Annotated in this window: 24 protein-coding genes; 7 read left to right on the top strand and 17 right to left on the bottom strand. The window is 43.5% G+C overall.

The features are described 5' to 3' along the window. Window positions 1-130: 130 nt before the first annotated feature. From CQ839_RS26020 to CQ839_RS11500, 4 genes are read left to right on the top strand one after another with little or no spacing between them, the layout of a single operon-like run. The gene (locus CQ839_RS26020) at window positions 131-334 is read left to right on the top strand and encodes a hypothetical protein (protein ID WP_374937742.1); all 204 of its coding nucleotides are present in this window, start codon (window positions 131-133) and stop codon (window positions 332-334) included. Between the two features lie 22 nt (window positions 335-356). After that, window positions 357-668: an HNH endonuclease gene (locus CQ839_RS11490; RefSeq protein ID WP_103668424.1), complete on the top strand. Its 312-nt coding sequence runs from the start codon at window positions 357-359 to the stop codon at window positions 666-668. After that, complete coding sequence (locus CQ839_RS11495) at window positions 665-3,640, top strand: DUF5906 domain-containing protein (RefSeq protein ID WP_103668425.1); 2,976 nt, start codon at window positions 665-667, stop codon at window positions 3,638-3,640. Before CQ839_RS11490 ends, CQ839_RS11495 begins: the two co-directional genes overlap by 4 nt. Beyond that, on the top strand, window positions 3,641-3,949 hold the full coding sequence (locus CQ839_RS11500; RefSeq protein ID WP_103668426.1) for a hypothetical protein: 309 nt from the start codon (window positions 3,641-3,643) through the stop codon (window positions 3,947-3,949). Window positions 3,950-4,016: 67 nt separating this feature from the next. Here the strand turns inward: CQ839_RS11500 and CQ839_RS11505 are convergent, their stop codons facing one another. The 9 genes from CQ839_RS11505 to CQ839_RS11555 all read right to left on the bottom strand — a co-directional run bounded on the left by CQ839_RS11505 (window position 4,017) and on the right by CQ839_RS11555 (window position 9,207). Beyond that, a complete protein-coding gene (locus CQ839_RS11505) occupies window positions 4,017-4,364 on the bottom strand; it encodes a hypothetical protein (RefSeq protein WP_103668427.1) in 348 nt (115 codons plus the stop codon). Then, complete coding sequence (locus CQ839_RS11510) at window positions 4,361-6,865, bottom strand: AAA family ATPase (protein ID WP_103668428.1); 2,505 nt, start codon at window positions 6,863-6,865, stop codon at window positions 4,361-4,363. Before CQ839_RS11510 ends, CQ839_RS11505 begins: the two co-directional genes overlap by 4 nt. A gap of 249 nt (window positions 6,866-7,114) precedes the next feature. Further along, complete coding sequence (locus CQ839_RS11520; protein WP_103668430.1) at window positions 7,115-7,408, bottom strand: hypothetical protein; 294 nt, start codon at window positions 7,406-7,408, stop codon at window positions 7,115-7,117. A 65-nt stretch (window positions 7,409-7,473) separates the two neighbouring features. Then, the gene (locus CQ839_RS11525) at window positions 7,474-7,728 is read right to left on the bottom strand and encodes a hypothetical protein (RefSeq protein ID WP_103668431.1); all 255 of its coding nucleotides are present in this window, start codon (window positions 7,726-7,728) and stop codon (window positions 7,474-7,476) included. 72 nt (window positions 7,729-7,800) lie between these two features. Next, window positions 7,801-7,992 carry a hypothetical protein gene (locus CQ839_RS11530; RefSeq protein ID WP_103668432.1) on the bottom strand — a complete coding sequence of 64 codons (192 nt, stop codon included), beginning with the start codon at window positions 7,990-7,992 and terminating at the stop codon, window positions 7,801-7,803. Continuing rightward, window positions 7,989-8,231, bottom strand: coding sequence for a hypothetical protein (locus tag CQ839_RS11535; RefSeq protein ID WP_103668433.1), 243 nt, complete (start codon window positions 8,229-8,231; stop codon window positions 7,989-7,991). Before CQ839_RS11535 ends, CQ839_RS11530 begins: the two co-directional genes overlap by 4 nt. A 229-nt stretch (window positions 8,232-8,460) precedes the next feature. Beyond that, window positions 8,461-8,727, bottom strand: coding sequence for a hypothetical protein (locus tag CQ839_RS11545; RefSeq protein WP_103668435.1), 267 nt, complete (start codon window positions 8,725-8,727; stop codon window positions 8,461-8,463). 3 nt (window positions 8,728-8,730) lie between these two features. Continuing rightward, window positions 8,731-8,961: a hypothetical protein gene (locus CQ839_RS24815; protein ID WP_146048730.1), complete on the bottom strand. Its 231-nt coding sequence runs from the start codon at window positions 8,959-8,961 to the stop codon at window positions 8,731-8,733. A gap of 60 nt (window positions 8,962-9,021) precedes the next feature. Further along, on the bottom strand, window positions 9,022-9,207 hold the full coding sequence (locus CQ839_RS11555) for a hypothetical protein (protein WP_146048731.1): 186 nt from the start codon (window positions 9,205-9,207) through the stop codon (window positions 9,022-9,024). 120 nt (window positions 9,208-9,327) lie between these two features. Between CQ839_RS11555 and CQ839_RS11560 the strand changes: the two genes are divergently transcribed. Together CQ839_RS11560 and CQ839_RS11565 are read left to right on the top strand one after the other, a co-directional pair. Then, window positions 9,328-9,681: a helix-turn-helix transcriptional regulator gene (locus CQ839_RS11560; protein ID WP_146048732.1), complete on the top strand. Its 354-nt coding sequence runs from the start codon at window positions 9,328-9,330 to the stop codon at window positions 9,679-9,681. Window positions 9,682-9,706: 25 nt separating this feature from the next. Then, entirely contained in the window at window positions 9,707-10,099 is a 393-nt protein-coding gene (locus CQ839_RS11565; protein ID WP_103668439.1) for a hypothetical protein, read from the top strand. A 315-nt stretch (window positions 10,100-10,414) separates the two neighbouring features. Here the strand turns inward: CQ839_RS11565 and CQ839_RS11570 are convergent, their stop codons facing one another. The 8 genes from CQ839_RS11570 to CQ839_RS11605 form a co-directional block, all read right to left on the bottom strand. Next, window positions 10,415-10,720 (bottom strand): hypothetical protein, encoded by a 306-nt coding sequence (locus CQ839_RS11570; RefSeq protein ID WP_103668440.1) that lies wholly within the window; start codon window positions 10,718-10,720, stop codon window positions 10,415-10,417. 24 nt (window positions 10,721-10,744) lie between these two features. Next, complete coding sequence (locus CQ839_RS11575) at window positions 10,745-11,119, bottom strand: hypothetical protein (RefSeq protein ID WP_103668441.1); 375 nt, start codon at window positions 11,117-11,119, stop codon at window positions 10,745-10,747. Between the two features lie 72 nt (window positions 11,120-11,191). Then, window positions 11,192-11,578, bottom strand: a complete 387-nt coding sequence (locus CQ839_RS11580; RefSeq protein ID WP_103668442.1) for a hypothetical protein — start codon at window positions 11,576-11,578, stop codon at window positions 11,192-11,194. Window positions 11,579-11,635: 57 nt separating this feature from the next. Beyond that, window positions 11,636-11,827 carry a hypothetical protein gene (locus CQ839_RS24820; RefSeq protein ID WP_146048734.1) on the bottom strand — a complete coding sequence of 64 codons (192 nt, stop codon included), beginning with the start codon at window positions 11,825-11,827 and terminating at the stop codon, window positions 11,636-11,638. A 292-nt stretch (window positions 11,828-12,119) separates the two neighbouring features. Continuing rightward, window positions 12,120-12,920: a hypothetical protein gene (locus CQ839_RS11590; RefSeq protein ID WP_103668444.1), complete on the bottom strand. Its 801-nt coding sequence runs from the start codon at window positions 12,918-12,920 to the stop codon at window positions 12,120-12,122. Window positions 12,921-12,922: 2 nt separating this feature from the next. Next, window positions 12,923-15,253 (bottom strand): hypothetical protein, encoded by a 2,331-nt coding sequence (locus tag CQ839_RS11595; protein WP_103668445.1) that lies wholly within the window; start codon window positions 15,251-15,253, stop codon window positions 12,923-12,925. Between the two features lie 25 nt (window positions 15,254-15,278). Beyond that, window positions 15,279-15,635 carry a hypothetical protein gene (locus CQ839_RS11600; protein ID WP_103668446.1) on the bottom strand — a complete coding sequence of 119 codons (357 nt, stop codon included), beginning with the start codon at window positions 15,633-15,635 and terminating at the stop codon, window positions 15,279-15,281. A 36-nt stretch (window positions 15,636-15,671) separates the two neighbouring features. Then, window positions 15,672-17,183: a hypothetical protein gene (locus CQ839_RS11605; RefSeq protein ID WP_103668447.1), complete on the bottom strand. Its 1,512-nt coding sequence runs from the start codon at window positions 17,181-17,183 to the stop codon at window positions 15,672-15,674. A 218-nt stretch (window positions 17,184-17,401) separates the two neighbouring features. Here CQ839_RS11605 and CQ839_RS11610 point away from each other — a divergent pair, with 218 nt between their 5' ends. Then, window positions 17,402-17,854 carry a DUF29 domain-containing protein gene (locus CQ839_RS11610; RefSeq protein ID WP_103668448.1) on the top strand — a complete coding sequence of 151 codons (453 nt, stop codon included), beginning with the start codon at window positions 17,402-17,404 and terminating at the stop codon, window positions 17,852-17,854. Window positions 17,855-17,912: the final 58 nt, after the last annotated feature.

Raw genomic sequence — 17,912 nt, forward strand, 5'->3', positions numbered from 1 at the left:
AGGCATTGAGAACCGATCATGGTCAACCACTTTCAGGGGTGAGTTTTTCATCCATGCATCCAAAGGCATGACGAGGAAAGAGTATCAGCAATGTCAAGAGTTTTTGGACTGGCTGGACAGAGAGTGTCATATGTTCCTGCCCCAAATTGTTTTGCCAGAAAAGAAAGATCTACAGTTCGGCGGCATTATTGGCGAGGCAAAGCTTACAACGTGTGTAACCGATTCCGATAGTGGTTGGTTTACTGGGGAATTCGCCTTTGTATTAGAAGAACAAAAAACCGTGCCATTCATTCCCTGCTCTGGAAAATTGGGCTTCTTTTATCCCGACATCTAAAAAGCATTTGGAGAACTTACTTATGCCGATGAACCGCAAACTTTATCCACCTGACTGGGACATCATTGCTTTTGAAGTAAAGCAAGAGGCTGAGTGGATTTGCCAGAAATGTGGCAAGCAATGCCTTAGACCTAATGAAGTAGCTGAAGCCCATAAAACAGATATTCGCGAGTGGGCTATTCATACACTCACAGTTCACCACATCGATCATGTGCCGATGAATTGCGATCGCGAAAATCTAATCGCACTTTGCAGCGTGTGCCACCGTCGCCAACACGCCCATGACAAGAAATTTGGAATCACCACCCATCAACCAAGTCTTTTTCAGCTATGAAATTTTCCATCTTTGATCACGTTCAATTCAACAAAACAGGTAGGGCAATATGTCCATCGTGCCTACTGACAAAGGGGGAAGGATACCGCAAATACAATTTATCGGTATCACTTCAACCAAAGGATCATGGGGCTTATATTTGTCATCGTGGCTGTACAACTGAGCAAATCAGAGAGGCAATCGGAGACGCAAAGCCTCTTGAGAAAACCTATATCCCTACAGCCAAGCCGCCAAAGCCTATCGAGTACAAAACGATCGAGCATGTAGAAAGTAATAGTCGCTTATTATTCTCTCTATCAGAATCACAGTCAGCACTTCAATACTTGACAGAGAGGGGCTTAGAAGAGGCAACTATTAAGTTTTTCAAGATTGGATTTACTTATAAAAAATTTAAAAAAGGGGAAAAGTGGCTATGTTACCCGTGCATTTTTATCCCCTACGAAATCGAAGAGGGCAAATGGCTCGGCAAATATTTCCCTACCAAATGGTTACCAGAGGCAGATCGCCCCGATGTGCCGATGGTTCAACCATCAGTTACCGCACGCTGGTACTTTACCCTCAAGACTGAGGCAAAAGAATTATGGATTTGTGAAGGTGAATGGGATGCCCTTTTGTTAGGGCAAAAACTGTATGACAAACAATATTTTGACAACCAAATCAATGTAGCTTCAGCAACCTGTGGAGCTGGTGGCATTCCCAAAGATTTATCTCCCCTGGACCAATACGATCGCATCGTGATTTTTTATGATTTGGATTACCCCGATCACAAAGGGCGACGGGCTGGACAGGATGGAGCCAAGAAACTTGCTGAGGCAATTGGCGATCGCGCATTCATCGGCACAGTACCAGCGCTCGCAAGCCACAAAAACGGGTTTGATATCACCGATGGCTTTAAGGAATTTGGCGATGAATACCTTGCAATGCTTATCCAAGCATCAGTTTCAGAAAATACTATTGATGTTGTTTCAGAGGAAATTCCACAAACTGCTGCGGATAATCCACAAACTGCTGCGGATAATCCACAGGCGGCGCAAAGCGCCACAGAGGAACCAGAGCAAGAAGTTATCCATCTAGACCGATACGACCCCGATGAACCGCCAATTTCTGAGCATTTCAACCAAATTGCACAGAAAAAACTATTTAGTGATAAGCACTGGGTTTGCATCAATGACACCTTGCATTATTGGACAGGCACACATTACGAAGCCAGTCCCGATCCAGTAGAGAAGCGTCGCATCAGTGAATTTTGTAATAAATTTCTGGTCTACGATGACCGCACCAACAAGAGGACATACAAATATGCCAACGAGCAAAGCGTCAACGCTGTAATGAAATGGGTCAAAGTTGGCTTTGGTGTTGACCCTACAACCGTTAATCCCACAGGGTTAAATCTTGCCAATGGTGTTTTGACTATTGAATGGGAAGGTAAAAAACCATCTTGGAAACTCAGAAACCATCACCCAAATTTGGTTTATACCTATTGCTCCAAAGTCAAACATGACCCCAAAGCCGATCATGAAACTTGCGATCGCTTATTAGTTGCGCTTGATGATGCACAGCGAGACGTATTTCTTAAAACCATAGCCGCCTGTTTCGACTTGGCAAATGTGCGTAAAGTCATGCCAGATCGTCTGCGTGGTTTACTTTTGCAAGGTGACGGCTCAAACGGTAAAGACACACTCAGAGAAGCGATCGCTGAAATATTTTCTCGTGGTATCACTGGTTGTTCCCTGCGAGATTTCCAACAATATGACGAGGGAAAAAAGTTTCCACTTGCCAAGCTGGAATACAGTCGCATCAATTGGGCATCAGAAAACCACTCACGCTTAAGCCTTGACAGTCTGCAATCTCTTAAAAATGTGCTTACTGGTGATCCGATTGACATCGAACGTAAAAACGTAGATGACTATGACATCAAACCCGCCTGTATCGTGCTTTTGAACTGCAACGAAGCACCGTCAATCGTTGGCGCACAAAAAGCCATTGAATCAAGATATGCGATCGTCAAATTTGCCAAAACATTTACCAGTGACCCGCAATCACCAGACGAACTACCCGCCGATCCGCGATTCAAAAACGACCCCGAATTTCTTCAAAATCAAGTCTGTCCATCATTGCTCAATCGCTTACTAGATGCACTGGTCAGACTTATGCAAGATGGTATCGATTACAAACCTTTGGCGGGCGCAATTCAAGAAGCGAAAGAAGCAAGCTGTCATCTAATTAGATGGGCGGCTGATATCAAATTAGAACAGGGTGATGGATGTATCAAAATTGGTGATCTTTATGAAAGCCTTAAATCTTGGTATGTCGATCAAGGCATTTTGGATGTTGAAACAACTGACAAAGGTAAAGAGCGATTTGATTGGCTTGACGATGGCAATCGTTTCGACCCTTGGATAAAAGCACCAAGACTGATGAAGCAAGGGTTAACCAAAATCTTTCCAAGAGCGCGTTTCAGCCAAAGGACAAAGCACGGTTTTCTAGTCTATGGTATTCAATCTATAAATTTTGCAATTTCTTATGAATTTGATTCATTTGGTTCACCTGAAGAAAGAAATCAAGACATAGAAAGGCTTTTACCCGATGAACCAAACGGTGAACCAAATTTATTTGATTCATTTTTGGTGAACCAAATTAATAACACTGCAAATAATTTAGCTGGTGAACCAAAATCGACTGGTGAACCAAATTATTTTGGTGGTGAAGCAAAAAAAGCTGACAACCACGCCATTGGTGAACCAATGAACCAAGGTGAACCAAATTTGGGTGTCACTAATAATTACTCGCAGAAAAAATCAAAAAATCTTAGAGCTGGCGATCGCGTTCGCGTAAAATCACCGCATTTTCTAGCAGGTAAGGTTGGAGATTTACTATCTTGCGATCGCGACAAAACACCTGAAGCCATTGTTGGTGGAGATGGATGGGCTGTAACCCAGTATTTCAGTATCGATCAGTTGGAGGCTTGCTAAATGTCTGAGCTTACGGAAATCGCCGCCATAATTCTTAAGCATCTCTCAGATGCTATGCTCAGTGCAGCTTCTGAGCTGTCCAAAGGCAAAAATAGCAATCCCATTATCGAAAGCTCAAAACCTGAAACAGCTATCTTAAATGTCGGCTCTCATGTCATTTTTGAGCTAAAAAACGGTAAACGGTATGGCGCTATTGTCAACAAGCTCGATGGCGATCGCCTTGAGGTCGAGAACAAGGAACTAGGTAAAATCTGGACTATATCTACATCTGAGATAGTTCAAATTAGCAAAGGAGACTTTTATTATTGATAATTAGCTTACGAAATTAGCTAGCTTGCGTAAATATCCATTATCGATAGCTGGGTAATTTCGTAAGCTACCTCTCTGGATCAAGCCCTAAGATTTGCTCGTGAGTAATCTCCCTCGCTGAAGATTTTAGCTCTCTAGGGAAATAAGCTAGATATAGTGAGCCTTGTAGTACTTCCGATACTCTCATTTTTACGGGTCGCGTAGCGCCGATTAGCTCCACCATAACGATGTCGCCTATTTTGTAGTTGTCCCTTTTGGTAAACGTACGAGGCTCTAGGCTTACTAATTCGGTTTTTTCTTCAGCTTGCGATAATGGCGGCGCGGAATCTAGGCGCGAAACCTCTGAAGCTGATAGCAGCAGGGCATCAGAGAGATTTTTGAATAGAATCGAGGCGATTTTAGTAAGCTCGCTCATTTGGCTGCAACCTCAACTTTGAAAATTAAACCAATTGGTACTTGGTAAACCTTGTTATTTGCCTCGATTCTTGCCTCGTTCGCACCGCCGATCGCCTGAACTTTGAAGTGATTTGGGACTTTTTTGATTCTTGGGAATTTTTTCTGGAATTCTGGCAAGCTTGCGATCGCAACTACATCACCCACCCCGATCGCCTTGGATTCAAGGAAAACGATCTCATCCTGATTAATCCAAGTCGTATCGGTTGTGGTTGCAACTTGATACAAAATACCGATTCTAGATGGTGGATCAACAGCAAGAATTGTCGCGCTCGTATCGTCTCGTAAAGTTACACGATCACCTACCTCATATTTGGCTTTTAATTCAACAAAATCGGGTTTGTTGAATTCTGTTGAATTGCTTGTTGAATTCGGAATCGGTTGCTGTGTAAGCGTTTGAGCCTCCGATTCAACAGATTGAGGCATGGAGCTTATTTCTTGGGTAGCATGTGCAATATTTTGTACCTGTGTATCTGTAGAAATAAAAATATTGTTTTTTGTTGAATTGGTGGCTGTATCGCTTACAGGATTCGGATTTGGTGAATTCAACAAACAATTCAACTGTTGAATCTGTTGAATTGCACGTATATACACAGCATTTTGCCGAGCGCCTTGTTTGACAAGCATTCCACGCTGTACGAGACGGGTCACAACGGTATAGGCAGATTTAGCAGGTATGCTCGTGTTTTCAGTGACTTGTTGAATTGATGCAGCTCCAACTTTGTCCATGAACGCTAATACTTGCGCCTCTTGGCTTTCAGAGCAGTTTGGTGTCCAATTGCTTAGGCATTTCCAACTTAAAGTATTTGCATCTAGGACTACTAATAAGTCCTGTTTTCCGTAGCTGCCATTTTCGGCAATCAGTCGCCACTCATTACGGCGGGTTTCTGTGTTGGCGACTTCGGCAAGAACGATCGCACCTCGTGACTCGGATCGAATCACTCCAGAGCCGCGCATCGTATCGAATACATCAACCTCAGACAGTGATTGCACATTGAGTTTTTTGGTGTGATGCACCAAGATCACCGCCATATTTAGTCGCTTGGCTGCTTGTTTTAATGGCTTGAGTAGATTGGCTACTTTGCTAGAGTTTTCGTCGGTGTCGTCGGATCGGACGCTGGTCAATGTGTCTATTACCAACAATTTGGGCTTGATTTCTTCGCAGACCTCTAGCAATTTGTCCCATTCACCGAGGTTGAATTCGGTAAGCCAGTGGACTGGTATATTTGCATCCCATCCTTGAGCTAATACACGCTCTTTGAGCTTGCTGTCGCCATCTTCGCAGTTGACGTAAATTACATCGCCTTGCTGTGTTGGTCTGCCTAGAAATTCTTTCCCACTTGCTACCGACTCGACTAAGCCAAGCGAGAGCAGTGACTTACCAGCTCGTGGAGGTGCGGCAATAATTTGTAATTCGTTGCTGGTGATTAGGTCATGTACCAAGAACTCCACAAAATCGGGTGCTCGGTCTAGTAGTTCTTGGGTACTAATTAGGCGATCGCGTACATCGTTTTTGGTTTTATTCGGGGCGATCGCCTCGGTTGATGCTTGGATAAATTGCTCTAAGGAGTAACCGTCGTTGATTGCGTCGCTTACGTCATAGCCAGATTTATAATTTTCTGGGTGTGGTACGGTGCAAATCTTGGCTCGATCGCCTAACTTTGCCTGTAGTTTGATCGCACCATCTAGTCCTGGTCGTTTGCCCTTGGAATCGGGGTGATCTAGGTCGTACCAAATATAGATTTTCTCGTACTGGTCAAGCTCGGATAAATCGGTTGGTATGTTGCCAGCTCCTGTGGTGGATGTGCAGATATCAAATTTTAAATCTGTCAGTTTGGCAAGTGCGATCGCATCCCATTCACCTTCACAAATCCAAAGCTCTTTGCTTTCTGATTTGAGGGTAAACCACCATCTAGCGCTGATTCCATAGTCTTGAATCATCCGACTTGCGCAGCGCTCTGCACTGGTGAGCCATGGTGCTACGAAATATTTTTGTAGATATCCATGCTCGTAGGAATAGGGCACAGTGATGCAGGGTAGAAGTTTTTTCTCGGCAATGTTTTGACCGTCGTACCTAGTGATTATTTTTTTGACGATGCCTAGATGATGTCGCATGATTTCAGCTTCACCAATGCCGCGATCTGCTAGCCATTGTTTAGCTAGTTTGCTCTCGTTGATTAGTCTTGAGGTGTTTTCCTCGATGCTTGTTTCGGTGTGGTATTTGGGCTGTTTTTTGGGCTGTGCCAATGCTGTTGGCACGATGCGATCGCCTGTATGTTCGCCTTTCGGTTGTCCAATGGCATGGCGAATATCATCTGTGCTGCAACCTCGATGGCATTTGTAAGCGCCATCTGTGCCAGAAACTAGCGACAAATTCTTTCCTGTTTTGCCATCGGCTAGGCATGTTGGGCATTGTGCCCGCCCTTTGTGGTCAAATTCGATGTGGTCTGTAATTTTAAACATTGCTTTCGATCCTCTCTACCAGTTTGTTATCGGCAAAGGCTAGCCAGTTATAGCCTTTGTGTGAAACTCTCATCCCTCCAATTGATGTACCAGTAAGAGGGTCTGAGCATTTCACAAAGATTGATTTCCCGTGTTTGAATTTCTCGCCTTTCTTCAAGTCGCCGAATTTTGTTTTCATGGTGTTTCTCTCAAAAAAAATAGGCGATCGCAATTTCACTCAGAGCAATTTTGCGATCGCGTGATTGGTAGTTATAAGGTTTCGCGCAAGCATCCAAAGCGGTTGCAGTCGTACTTACTGATGTTTTCGCTGCATCCACAAGGGATCATTTTTGGATCTCTTTCTGTACCCAACTCTGCGATTTGCTCATCAGATAGCTCTTTCGCCTCTTCCTGCGCCCAAGAGGTAGTTTCTTCTTCCCATTCAGACCCGCAATTCTTGCAAGTCTGGCGAGATATATCCCTAAAAGGCTCGTGAAACTCGCTGATATCAATCGATCTGCAACAAGGGCAAGCCCCTTCTACTTCTTCAGTTTGGCTAGTCATAATTTTTTAAATTGGTAAGGCGATCGCAATTTCACTCAGAGCAATTTTGCGATCGCGTTGGTTAGTTAGCTAATAACTTTGGCTTTGTCTGCGTAAAACCTGTTGTCAGTGATATAAATGCAGTAGAAATTACCCTCAAATGAATAAATGACAGGGGTTTGGTGTTCAAGGGCTTTAATCTCAGGCAATCTTTGAGCCGCATCGAATTTAGATCTAGCCCTGTCAACACGCTGTTTCGCTTCAGCAACAAGATTCTCGGCGGCAAATTTTTCGGTAAGAGCTTGGTTTAGCTCATTGCAGGTAAGTATTAGTTCTTCCATAGGTTTAGGTTTTGATTAGTTTTTAGTAAGGCGATCGCAATTTCACTCAGAGCAAATTTGCGATCGCGTTGGTTAGCAGGGGAATGATTGCCAGTGAGTTGGATCGATACCTAGAGAGAGCAGTTTTTTCTCTAGTCTTTCGACTTGGCATTTGTAGATAGTGTTGGCGATCCGCAATTGGTCAATCTCGGCAGCCATCCGTCCGTAATGCCTGACTGTGCGCTCGATATACTCATCGGAATATTTGCATTTCATCACTGTCATGCTGCAATCTCCGCTATTTCATATCGGGCAATCAGGTCGTGAGTAGCGCGAAGCGCCGCCCCTTTAAGTCTGCCGTCGTGTGGAATTGTGTCGATAATTCCAGCTCCAAGCGCGATCGCAGTTCGTGCAGCCTCGCGAATGTCATCCCATCGCTTAAAGTCTTGTGGGTCAAGCTCTTCGGAGAGTTTGCGCCCTGCTTCTTTGAGTCGGCGATAGTGAAAGTCGAAGTGCGTTGTCATTGGCTGGCTTCCTCCAAGCGGTTTATGGATTGTTCAAATCGGACTAAGATTGACAGCCTTTCTGCGTTACTACGCTTCATAGCAAAACTTGCTCCAGCGACATACGCGCACGAAACAGCAAATTTTGTGTCTTCTGAATAAAAGCTAGTAGACATATTTGCTGCGAGCCATGCCTCGAAGGACGGTTTTAAATCCGACGGAAAGTGGCTCTCGTAAAATTGTTTGAAATTCAATTTGCAGCCTCCATCAACTTGATTTCGATGCGATCGCAAAGTCCACGAATCAATGCAATTTTCTCTGTGTCTGAAAGACCGTCTGGGTCTATGGGGCTAGCTTCCATAATTGCTGGCACATCATCGTTGTCGATATAGTGCTTGGTGTTTAGTGCGGTGCTCATGTTGTTGAGAGTGTCAACAAGTTCATGCAATCGCAGGTTGTCGATCGCAATGTCGGTAGACGGATCTAAACTCAATCCGTAGTAGCCAAGTGGTTGCATGGTTTATCCCTCAATGGTGGTTTGCTCGATTTTTACGAAATAGCCCCGTTGGCACAGGGTGCGGACTTCTAGGGAAAGTTGTCTGCGAAATTTACGCTCGTGTGGTTCGGTGAAATGTCCTGATGCTTTTAGATCGCTGGTGGCGAAGGTATATCTCCCTCGCGAAACCCAGATTGTCGCGGTAGGATGGTATCTGCCGATCGCATCGTCTAACTGTCGTTCGGTTGCTTGCATGGTCATTACTCCTAGTGGTTTTGCAAAAAAAAAAGAAGAGATTGATTGCCTAGCTGTGAACTAGTAATCGATCTCTTCTTTTTTGGTGAGTTTTTCAATGAAATGGCGATTGTCCAAGCAATGCAAGAGCGCTGCCTCAACAATTTCGCTAAGGTTCTTGCGATGCTTAACACCGAAAATACGAACCTTTTCGTCAACGTTTGGATCTAAATGCACGGTCAGCCGTGACTTGTCAGTTGCAAGCATATTTACCATGTGATAACTACGCTTGCTAGTGTACTAAGTGATAAGTGTACTTGTCAACTAGTAAACAGACTGGCCAAGTATACTTGTATACTTATTGACAAGTTGACTTATCAACTAGTTATGAACTTAACAAGCAGACAAAAACTATCGAAATTGCTTCTAGACCTGCGTGGTACGAAGAGTCGCAGGGCTTTTGCCCGTGAGATTGGAGTTACAGCCACGGCTGTTATTGCATGGGAAAATACTGACAGCGAACCAGATATGCAGCATTTGACAACAATCGCAAAGCTTGCTGGCTATACTCTCGACGAATTAAGAGTGTTTCTGGGAGACTCCGAACAGAAAAAGACTAGCAAGATACCATTTGCTCGGATGCTCACAGAGACATCGCAGCTAAGCATCAAAGAAGCGGCTGAACTCTACAGGGCTGTTGGTGATAGATTGGTTGCGATCGCGGAGAGTGCAGGAAGGTAGAGTGGAAATATTTTTTGCGTGTCTGATGATAGTAGCTCTGTATTTTTGGTTGAAACCGAAGCCACAGAAAAAAGTCCCAACACTCGAAGATATCAGGCGCAAATATCCACCACGTAAATCGCAAGAACAAATCAAGGCTGAAGGACTGAAAGAACGAAAAGCTGCATATGATCGCGAATTGGCTAACAGGATGAAGGCTAAGGGCATGACTCGCGCCACACATCACAGCCCAACTCAATCAGTCCCTAAGCGCGATATATCGATCTCCAATTTCAGGATGTTGATCAAAATGGTTAATGGGCAAGAGGATGTTGCTCGCAGGTTGATCGAGGGGAATTTGAAGTTATTTCCAGACAAATCACCTGACTGGGCTTGCGAGAAAGCTATTTTAGATATTGAGCGAGACAGACGAATTTAGCCACAAAAAAAGCCCCTCTAGGATCGTCTCCAAGGTGCTTGAAATTAGCTCTAGGTATGTTTCCACCTTCATATTTTGGGTAAAAGCAAAGGCGATCGCAGATTTTGCGATGTGAAATAAATCTACTGATGATCTTTGGTTTTCCTGTAGATCCACACCAACAATAAAGGCGATCGCAGATTTTGCGATCGCCCTTATTGTTTGATATTTGTGATGGGTTTTTACCCATGTCTCCCTTGTGAGGGCAATCCTAGCTATCTAGACGACACAAAAAAGTAATTACTTAGCTCTAATTATAGCGGCGCATCGCGCCGCCTAAGTTCTGTGATCACGAATCAAAGCCTTTAAATCATCAAAAGCCTTGTCCACATAGGCAAATCTCAACTCAATTGTTGACTTAATGGTTTCTTGAGTGACCTTGGATAGGTTGAGTTTCTGTTCAAGCGACTCATTATTTGCCATATTGACCTCATGCATGGAGGTTAGCTTAGTGTTAATCTCCCTGTCTTCAGCCTCAAGCGAATACAGTCGCCCGTTGAACTCCCCCAACTTTTCCTCAATCATGTCTCGCTCAGATCTAGCGATCATCCTGCGAATTGCACCAAATATTTTGTCAATCATAATGACCCGCAAAACTAAAAAAAACTATTCCACATATTCATGAATGAGTATGTCTATGTCGGTCAACCAAGTAGGGAAGCTCAACTTCAATTTATAGCCGTCTGGAAACTGGAGCATGTCGAATATCTCAGGCTTACCGAGATCTACAGAGGTCTCTTTGATTACATCCTCAAAACCTAGCTGAGTAGCAATAGTCTGATAAATCTTAGCGCCATATCTCCAGTTAGACTGCTTGCTAGGGGAATCCAAACTTATTCGCACATATTGTTTGGTGAACAGGTAGGGAATGATTAGCGGTGGGATAGGAGCTTTCCCGAAATATCCAACAGTCTCAGCCACAAAACCCTGATGATACCTCTGCAACCAACTCCCTTGTAAGAAATCTGGTAATACTGCCATGTAGGTTTCCTTCTATAAATAGTTAGCCCTGTATTTGGGACTCTAACGTCCGACTAAATACAGGGCTAAATACTAGCGAACCTTGCCAATTTTCCAAGACTTTGCGGTCGCACCAATGCCAAGCGTTACAGTCTTGTCGATCAAACCCGCGGCTGCTGTGTCCATTTTTGACATCTCGCACAGGATCTCGATATTACGAGTTTCGGTTGCAGTGTCGTAAGTTGCGCCCTGATAGCAGGTCAGCTTTAGTAATGAGGCTCGATTGCTATTCGCAGCTTGCTTTACAGTTACTCCGACGATTCCTACCGTACTAGCTGGAGCCACATCGGTAAGACCAACCTGAGACAAGATATCCGTATCGTAAATATCAGGATCGAGACCAAGTTCCATAGCAGCCTCGGTAGCTGCGCCGCTTGTGCCCATCCCAATATAGAAAAGTTTCTTTTTGCTAGTAGCCATTATTTTTTAATTCCCAAAATTAGACAGATGATAGAAAGATAGGATCGATTTAAAGGTCTATCCAGAAACGACGCGAGTAATCTCGTAGGAGACCCCAGTCCCGATGCCAACCTTCACGGTTTTGCCGATCAGTTCACCAGAGGCAGTATCAGCTTTGTCGCGATCGCAGACAAAATAGACGGTTCTCTTCTTCTTGCCTGTAGGATCTTTACACTTTGCCTTTAGTCTTAAAATAGCTCCAGTCTCCATAGCCGCCTTGATAGAGCGATAGGGATATTTCTGGGAACCTACGGCAGTTGTAGATTGAATCCCAAGGATGGTTCGAAGCGTAGATGTGTACTTAACGTCATCAAGGTTTAACCCGATAACCTGATCCGGTCCACTTGGGATGAAAAATTCTTTAATAGCCATTCAATCAAAATGAACTCGATAGCCATAGACGCTAGCACGGCTGAAACCTATATAGCAAGCGGAAAACAGGGCTAGAGTGTATGCGCCAAACCTTAAGGTTTCTGCGTTTAGTGTTCATTCAGTGTGCAAATTAGTAAACCAGCGTCGAACCTCGAACCAAGAGGATCGGTTTTGAGGGGTAGCACTTATAATCGGCGTGAGTAAAGTACATGGGTACAGACTGGTTACGGTTCGGCAAATTAACAAGCCTTGATACAACCCGCGTTTTTCTTGGCACAGCCGTAGCACTTGCCGAGCCTAATTTACTCTCACTTATTTTTAAATCGCGATCATCATACTCATCGCGATCATTCAAAAGTCCCATCACATTTTTGATTAAATTTTCCCCGTCGATTACATCACGACAGCTAACAATAAATTCATAGCCCAAAGCTTTATTTTTGTAAGAAACTTTTCGATAACCAGTCCTAAATTTATAAAGTGGCGTGCCGAATTGCTGCCTGATATCTGTAGCGATCGCCCTAAGCGCCGCCGTCGATGTTGGTATTTTTGATTCACGAACTCTCAAACTAATTTGCATAGTTCTCGCTCTTTCCCTAGTTTCCGTACTCGCGCTAGCTGTGTACTCTTGACGAAAATAGAGCGTAATTTGAGGGAGATATCCGACGGCAATATTGTAAGTAGAGACAGGCACAGAGAAGTATAAATCATTCACTCCATTTGCATCTTCGCAATACTGCTTAAAGAAGTTCATCGCTTGGATACAGTAAACCAAAGAGTCGTTATCTTCCAATATCAAAAGCCGCTTAGTGCTTGCCCTTGGAGTATCCGATAAATCACCATCAGGAATATCTTTGAAGTATTCTCGAACCTGTCGATTATGCATCAAAATAATCGCTCTTTGTAGTCCTTCCGTTCTCTCTTTACTCATAATTATGGAGCCTCATCTTCCGCAGGGGCAGGGGCTAAAGTGATAGGTGTTATCTCCGTAGGAAGTTCAGCTTTAAGCGCCGCTCTTGCTTCCGAATCCGCAGTATTAAAGGCAGTCGCCTTATCCTTCAAGTCCTTAGTATCTTCTCTTAATTGTTTGTAGTCTTCCTTGATCGATACCGCGCTACTAGTGACGGAAGATAGATTGCTTGCGATATTTTCAGCGCCTTCCAAAGTATCATTCAACCTCTCAAATCTATTCACTCTCCTCGCTCTAATTGTCTCGTCCATTGCAGGATAAGCATTCTCCGAAACCACCCCATCTTCCCTTAGTGCATTAAATCCTTTTGACACATTCTCCATGCCATATTCGACAGCACTAGAGATAGGATCTAACATAGATTGAGTGGTATTTAGAACCTGTGCAGCGCTGTTAAGAATCATTGATGCTTTCTGCCAATTGAGGGTAAGTTCAACATATCTTTCAGCACCTAAAACTTGAATCAAGAAGCCCCTAAAATTGCTTCCAATAACATCAGTAAAACCAACTTGAGAACCTTCGGAGTTAGTAAATCTCAGTCCCGTAAGACCGATGACGTTATCCACCACGCTACCCAATGTCTCGCCAATATCACGAGTCAGCAAGGCGGCATTATGGATATTCGTAACCAAATTCATTACCCCTAAAGTGCGATCGATGACAGTATTATTCAAGATTTGCAGTACTTTCCCAATCCGATTTTGTAGGAATTCCCAGATAGTAGCTAACAAATTTGCGATCGCAGATATTGCACCTGCATTTGCAACGGTCTGATCCTTTACAGCATCAACATTACCCATGATGGGATCTTTAATCCTATCTTCCATCCCTTTAGTACAGCTAGGGCTTTGCATCATTTCGCAACTGCCAGCCTTAGCAGCATCTTTTAGACTGTCTGCTGATGTCTGTTGATTTACCTGATTCAATAGATTTTGAGTAGTATTACCCGCAACTAAAATAGAACCTAAAATCAAGGCTGTAGCAGGATCTACCGATGGAATGTTAAATACACCTGTAGTGCTACCTGTACCTACTGTGCTCGATGGACTAGCACTGTTTATGGGTACAGCATTAGGTGTTGGATAGGGCTTCCTTCTCTTTTCGTCATCATCTTCAGGTTTCTTTTTACCAGTAGGATCTCGTGATGGTGGAATATTAGGGCTAGTTTTAGGTGTAGAACTAGGTATAGGTGTGACATTTAATTTCGGTGGTGGTTCAGGGAAAGCTAGCCTGTCAGCATTACTCCCCCTTAAATCAACATTAGGCAACCAAGGCAAAGAGTTAGTAGGTTGAGGTAAAGGAATAGGACTAGCAGCACCATTTACATAGGGTGGCGCACCATTATCAATTACATCAACTGGTTCTATTCGATCTAATTGCCAATTGTTATAAAAATTTCTATTTAAGTTTGCATAGGCTACTCCATCCCTATGAGTAACTGCAATACCTGATGAATTTGGCTCACTAGGTATTGGATCTAAGGGTTCAGTAGAAATAGGCAAGGGGAATACGCCTACCTGTAGAGGTGCGCTACGTTCTCCTGTTGCAATCGTGACAAAGGTAACAAAAACAGCAGCAGTGGCGACAGTTACATTTTTTTTGCCTGCGTTTTCACCTCTGGTTAGTGGCGTGAAAGGATTACGCCGCCTTTCTTCTAAAGCTTTCTGATATCTCTCTTCAGACTTAGCCAGATTAGCCTTAGCTTTCTCCAACCCTTTACCTGCACTAATAGCTTTATCTAAAGCATCTAAAGCACTGTTGGCTAGAGCGGCAGATGTGGTTAATCCGCCTACCACAGCAGCAGCAGCAGGGTTACCAGTAGCGATCGCTGTAGTGGTTGCAGCAGCCAAACCAGCTCCTAAAGCTTCGCCATAACCCGCACCTAAATCACCACCTACAGCTCTACCAGCTTTCTCACTAATTACTGAACCTGCTGCGCCTGCAACTATACCTATAGCACTAGTAGTCATACTGGAGGTAGGTTTTGCTGTAATAGGACTAGTTGTAGTAAGGGCAGAAGTAGGCGCTACAGGGTTTGTAGGGTAAGGATTAGGGGTGTTTTTAGGAGCATTACCAAGTGATATACCTAGATCTCTAGCTTTAGTTTCTAGGTATACAGGGTTTTTTAAGCCATTGGTCGCATTAAAATCTAACTGCCTTTGAGCAGTTTCAACAGCTAAGGCGTTACCACGAGCATTACCTTCTGCTCTAATTTGCCTTTGGCTCTCATTGAAAGCTTCCTGAGCATTCCATTGCTCAAGCCATAAAGGCTGACTGCCTGTAGGGGAACTCATAACCCTTACTCCAAATATTTATTAATTAAGCGTTCCAAGCGACATCATGAGGCTGATTAGGTAACCTCTCAATGGTTTGTTTGTGAAGCTTGCCGCCATTTGGATATGCTGCCCAATTGTTGTTTAAACGAATAAACTGTCTTGTTTCCATATAAGCCAATCCTTTAGCATAGGTGATGAAAACTGAACTCATGTTAATTGCAGTAGTATCATCGCTGAACAGAACCTTCTCTGATGCATTGATATCGTGGTAAGTCTGAGCAAAATAAGCTAATGCTTCACTGTGATTAGTGAGAGCTTGCGTCCCAAATAGGGGGACACTACTGCTATTCTCTGGAACAGAAACAGGTGTAGAGCTAGGAACCCAAACTAAATTAGACATTGATGTTCTCCTTTTAAGAATGAATGAAAGAGAGGTTTATATAGCGATTACTTCACCGCCTGATGCGGCTTTACCGTAAAGTTCTAGTTCCAGAATCCCAAGAGAGTTAGGGCTAGAGACAGCTAAGAAGAATACATTTGAAGGTGATGTATTTGGGGTAAGCGTTTTCGCTTGTTCAGTTCCAGTGCTATTAGTGAAGGTTAGGTCGCCTAGATTTTCACCGCTAGTGTTAGTACCTGCATATACCGTCATATCTCTAGTCCAGTAGCCAGAGGCAGATCCAAGGCTATTATTTCCTTGTCCGTTCCATAGGCTTAACGAGTCTAGAATTACTGGTTCAGCAAAAGTGATTAAAATACCGCCCGAGGTATTACTAGACAGAAAACCATCAGTAGAAAAAGCGCCTGTAGGTAATTTCACACCGTTGTACATGCATGAAAGCGCCGCCCCATAATCGATCGACAAATTTGCACTTGAAGCTGTATAGCTTTTTTTGCTTGATGTGCTTTCGATTGTTTGTGGCGTAAAGTTATTGATGACTCTAGATCTGAAGCTAGAAACCCATAGATTAGACTGGCAATACCTCAACCTGATTGCAGAGTAGGGTTTAAGCATAATCCCCTTGTCTAAGCCTGCAACGGTGTAGGTATTGTTGTTTAGAACTTGATGAGATGCATCGCCATGATTGACCTGTAGGCTGAAGTTGCCAGTTGCCAGATCGACTACATCACCAATAGCAGGTGAAGCAGGAAGAGTAAAAGCCAGGTCTGCAACAGTAGCTAAATAAGACTTGCCTGATTCTAAATCCGTATTTACAGCGACAGGAAGAAAATTAGGGCTAGCCGATCCTGTCGGTGCGCTTGATTCTAAATCATCCACTCTTGAAGATAGAGATGTTATCTCAGAGAGAGCACTAGATAAACCCGTAATGTCGCCAATCGAGTGACTGTGAGCAGATGGCGAAAAAGTGTCGGGTTTATCTGCGATCGCTTCCCAAGATGGCGCGGAAATAGTCCCCTCTAAAGCTGTAAGGCGATTACTTTGCTCCAGATCTATTCCTATTTGAGCTTCCAGTGCTAACCCAATGCCCTCAACGCTAGATTCAAGCGTTGAGACCTTGCTAGGTAACCCCAAAATCTGATCTGGGATAGGCGCGGTATTTGATTCAAGAATATTACCTACAGAGGTATAGGCAATATTCAGCGTATAAGAATCACTGAGATAGCTGGTAGGGAAGAAAACCAAGCCATCGGTTTGAGGGACGGCTAATAGCAAAATATCTTTCCCAGAGTACAGAGCATAGCCCTTACGAGCGCCGCCTGAGTCCTGAAAAAGATATCCGATTATTTGTTTGCTTTGGGCGTATTCGGGTTTTGTGGTGGCAGTGATTGCGAGCACATTCCCAGTAAACGGCGAAGCGATCGCGATCGCGCCTTCGTTAAACCCGTGAGTTTGTGAATATAACTGAGTCCAATCAAGCATGAACTGTCCTATTACGAGATTGATAGTCTCATTATAGGACTTATTTAGACTGCGAAATGTACCCATTTACGCAGCCTGAAAGGGCTGCCATCTTCGAGATGTATCCATTATCGTAAGCTTAGAGCTTTTATATAAATTCGTAAGCTAACTATATTTATAGTTGACTTACGAGCTGGTAATCGTTACAAAATAGCGATAGTGATTGAGTTGTAATGGATTGCAGATTTTAGATTCATGTTTGAATAGTTCTAGCGGAAAATAGAAAAAACTTAAGGCAAAAGTATATGGCAATGGGTCTGTATGAGTCAGATTTTTATCGTTGGACACTAGAGCAATCTGAAAAATTACGAGCATGTGAAGTTGATGGGCTTGACTCAAAAAATCTAGCTAAAGAGATTGAATCTTTGGGGAGACAAGAAAGTAGAGAGTTAAGGGCTCACTTTAATGTTTTGCTAGGTCATTTGCTAAAGTGGCATTTACTGCCAAAAGAGCATAGTAAAATTTGGCAAGTGACAATTGACAGCGAACGTCGAGAAGTTCACTGGATCTTGAGGGATAGCCCTAGCCTCAAAAATAAGCTTAGAGAAATAATTAAAGATAGTTATGAGGCGGCTTTGTATATAGTGGTGCTTGAAACTCCTCTGGATGCTAAAAGTTTGCCTCAAGAATGTCCTTATACGATTGAACAAATTTTGGATTTAAATTTTCCCGAGGATATTGCTAAAGAGTTGGACTAAAGTAAATGTTATTCGGCCGATGTGGTTAGCTTTTGATTACGATCGCTCTATAAGCTTA

It is taken from the genome of Pseudanabaena sp. BC1403 (assembly GCF_002914585.1).
Classification (GTDB): Bacteria; Cyanobacteriota; Cyanobacteriia; order Pseudanabaenales; family Pseudanabaenaceae; genus Pseudanabaena.

Excerpts from the sequence above, each read along its gene's own strand:
- CQ839_RS26020 (WP_374937742.1), top strand. The coding sequence starts at position 131 with ATGTTCCTGCCCCAAATTGTTTTGCCAGAAAAGAAAGATCTACAGTTC.
- CQ839_RS11490 (WP_103668424.1), top strand. The coding sequence starts at position 357 with ATGCCGATGAACCGCAAACTTTATCCACCTGACTGGGACATCATTGCT.
- CQ839_RS11495 (WP_103668425.1), top strand. The coding sequence starts at position 665 with ATGAAATTTTCCATCTTTGATCACGTTCAATTCAACAAAACAGGTAGG.
- CQ839_RS11500 (WP_103668426.1), top strand. The coding sequence starts at position 3,641 with ATGTCTGAGCTTACGGAAATCGCCGCCATAATTCTTAAGCATCTCTCA.
- CQ839_RS11505 (WP_103668427.1), bottom strand. The coding sequence starts at position 4,364 with ATGAGCGAGCTTACTAAAATCGCCTCGATTCTATTCAAAAATCTCTCT.
- CQ839_RS11510 (WP_103668428.1), bottom strand. The coding sequence starts at position 6,865 with ATGTTTAAAATTACAGACCACATCGAATTTGACCACAAAGGGCGGGCA.
- CQ839_RS11520 (WP_103668430.1), bottom strand. The coding sequence starts at position 7,408 with ATGACTAGCCAAACTGAAGAAGTAGAAGGGGCTTGCCCTTGTTGCAGA.
- CQ839_RS11525 (WP_103668431.1), bottom strand. The coding sequence starts at position 7,728 with ATGGAAGAACTAATACTTACCTGCAATGAGCTAAACCAAGCTCTTACC.
- CQ839_RS11530 (WP_103668432.1), bottom strand. The coding sequence starts at position 7,992 with ATGACAGTGATGAAATGCAAATATTCCGATGAGTATATCGAGCGCACA.
- CQ839_RS11535 (WP_103668433.1), bottom strand. The coding sequence starts at position 8,231 with ATGACAACGCACTTCGACTTTCACTATCGCCGACTCAAAGAAGCAGGG.
- CQ839_RS11545 (WP_103668435.1), bottom strand. The coding sequence starts at position 8,727 with ATGCAACCACTTGGCTACTACGGATTGAGTTTAGATCCGTCTACCGAC.
- CQ839_RS24815 (WP_146048730.1), bottom strand. The coding sequence starts at position 8,961 with ATGCAAGCAACCGAACGACAGTTAGACGATGCGATCGGCAGATACCAT.
- CQ839_RS11555 (WP_146048731.1), bottom strand. The coding sequence starts at position 9,207 with ATGCTTGCAACTGACAAGTCACGGCTGACCGTGCATTTAGATCCAAAC.
- CQ839_RS11560 (WP_146048732.1), top strand. The coding sequence starts at position 9,328 with ATGAACTTAACAAGCAGACAAAAACTATCGAAATTGCTTCTAGACCTG.
- CQ839_RS11565 (WP_103668439.1), top strand. The coding sequence starts at position 9,707 with ATGATAGTAGCTCTGTATTTTTGGTTGAAACCGAAGCCACAGAAAAAA.
- CQ839_RS11570 (WP_103668440.1), bottom strand. The coding sequence starts at position 10,720 with ATGATTGACAAAATATTTGGTGCAATTCGCAGGATGATCGCTAGATCT.
- CQ839_RS11575 (WP_103668441.1), bottom strand. The coding sequence starts at position 11,119 with ATGGCAGTATTACCAGATTTCTTACAAGGGAGTTGGTTGCAGAGGTAT.
- CQ839_RS11580 (WP_103668442.1), bottom strand. The coding sequence starts at position 11,578 with ATGGCTACTAGCAAAAAGAAACTTTTCTATATTGGGATGGGCACAAGC.
- CQ839_RS24820 (WP_146048734.1), bottom strand. The coding sequence starts at position 11,827 with ATGGAGACTGGAGCTATTTTAAGACTAAAGGCAAAGTGTAAAGATCCT.
- CQ839_RS11590 (WP_103668444.1), bottom strand. The coding sequence starts at position 12,920 with ATGAGTAAAGAGAGAACGGAAGGACTACAAAGAGCGATTATTTTGATG.
- CQ839_RS11595 (WP_103668445.1), bottom strand. The coding sequence starts at position 15,253 with ATGAGTTCCCCTACAGGCAGTCAGCCTTTATGGCTTGAGCAATGGAAT.
- CQ839_RS11600 (WP_103668446.1), bottom strand. The coding sequence starts at position 15,635 with ATGTCTAATTTAGTTTGGGTTCCTAGCTCTACACCTGTTTCTGTTCCA.
- CQ839_RS11605 (WP_103668447.1), bottom strand. The coding sequence starts at position 17,183 with ATGGGTACATTTCGCAGTCTAAATAAGTCCTATAATGAGACTATCAAT.
- CQ839_RS11610 (WP_103668448.1), top strand. The coding sequence starts at position 17,402 with ATGGCAATGGGTCTGTATGAGTCAGATTTTTATCGTTGGACACTAGAG.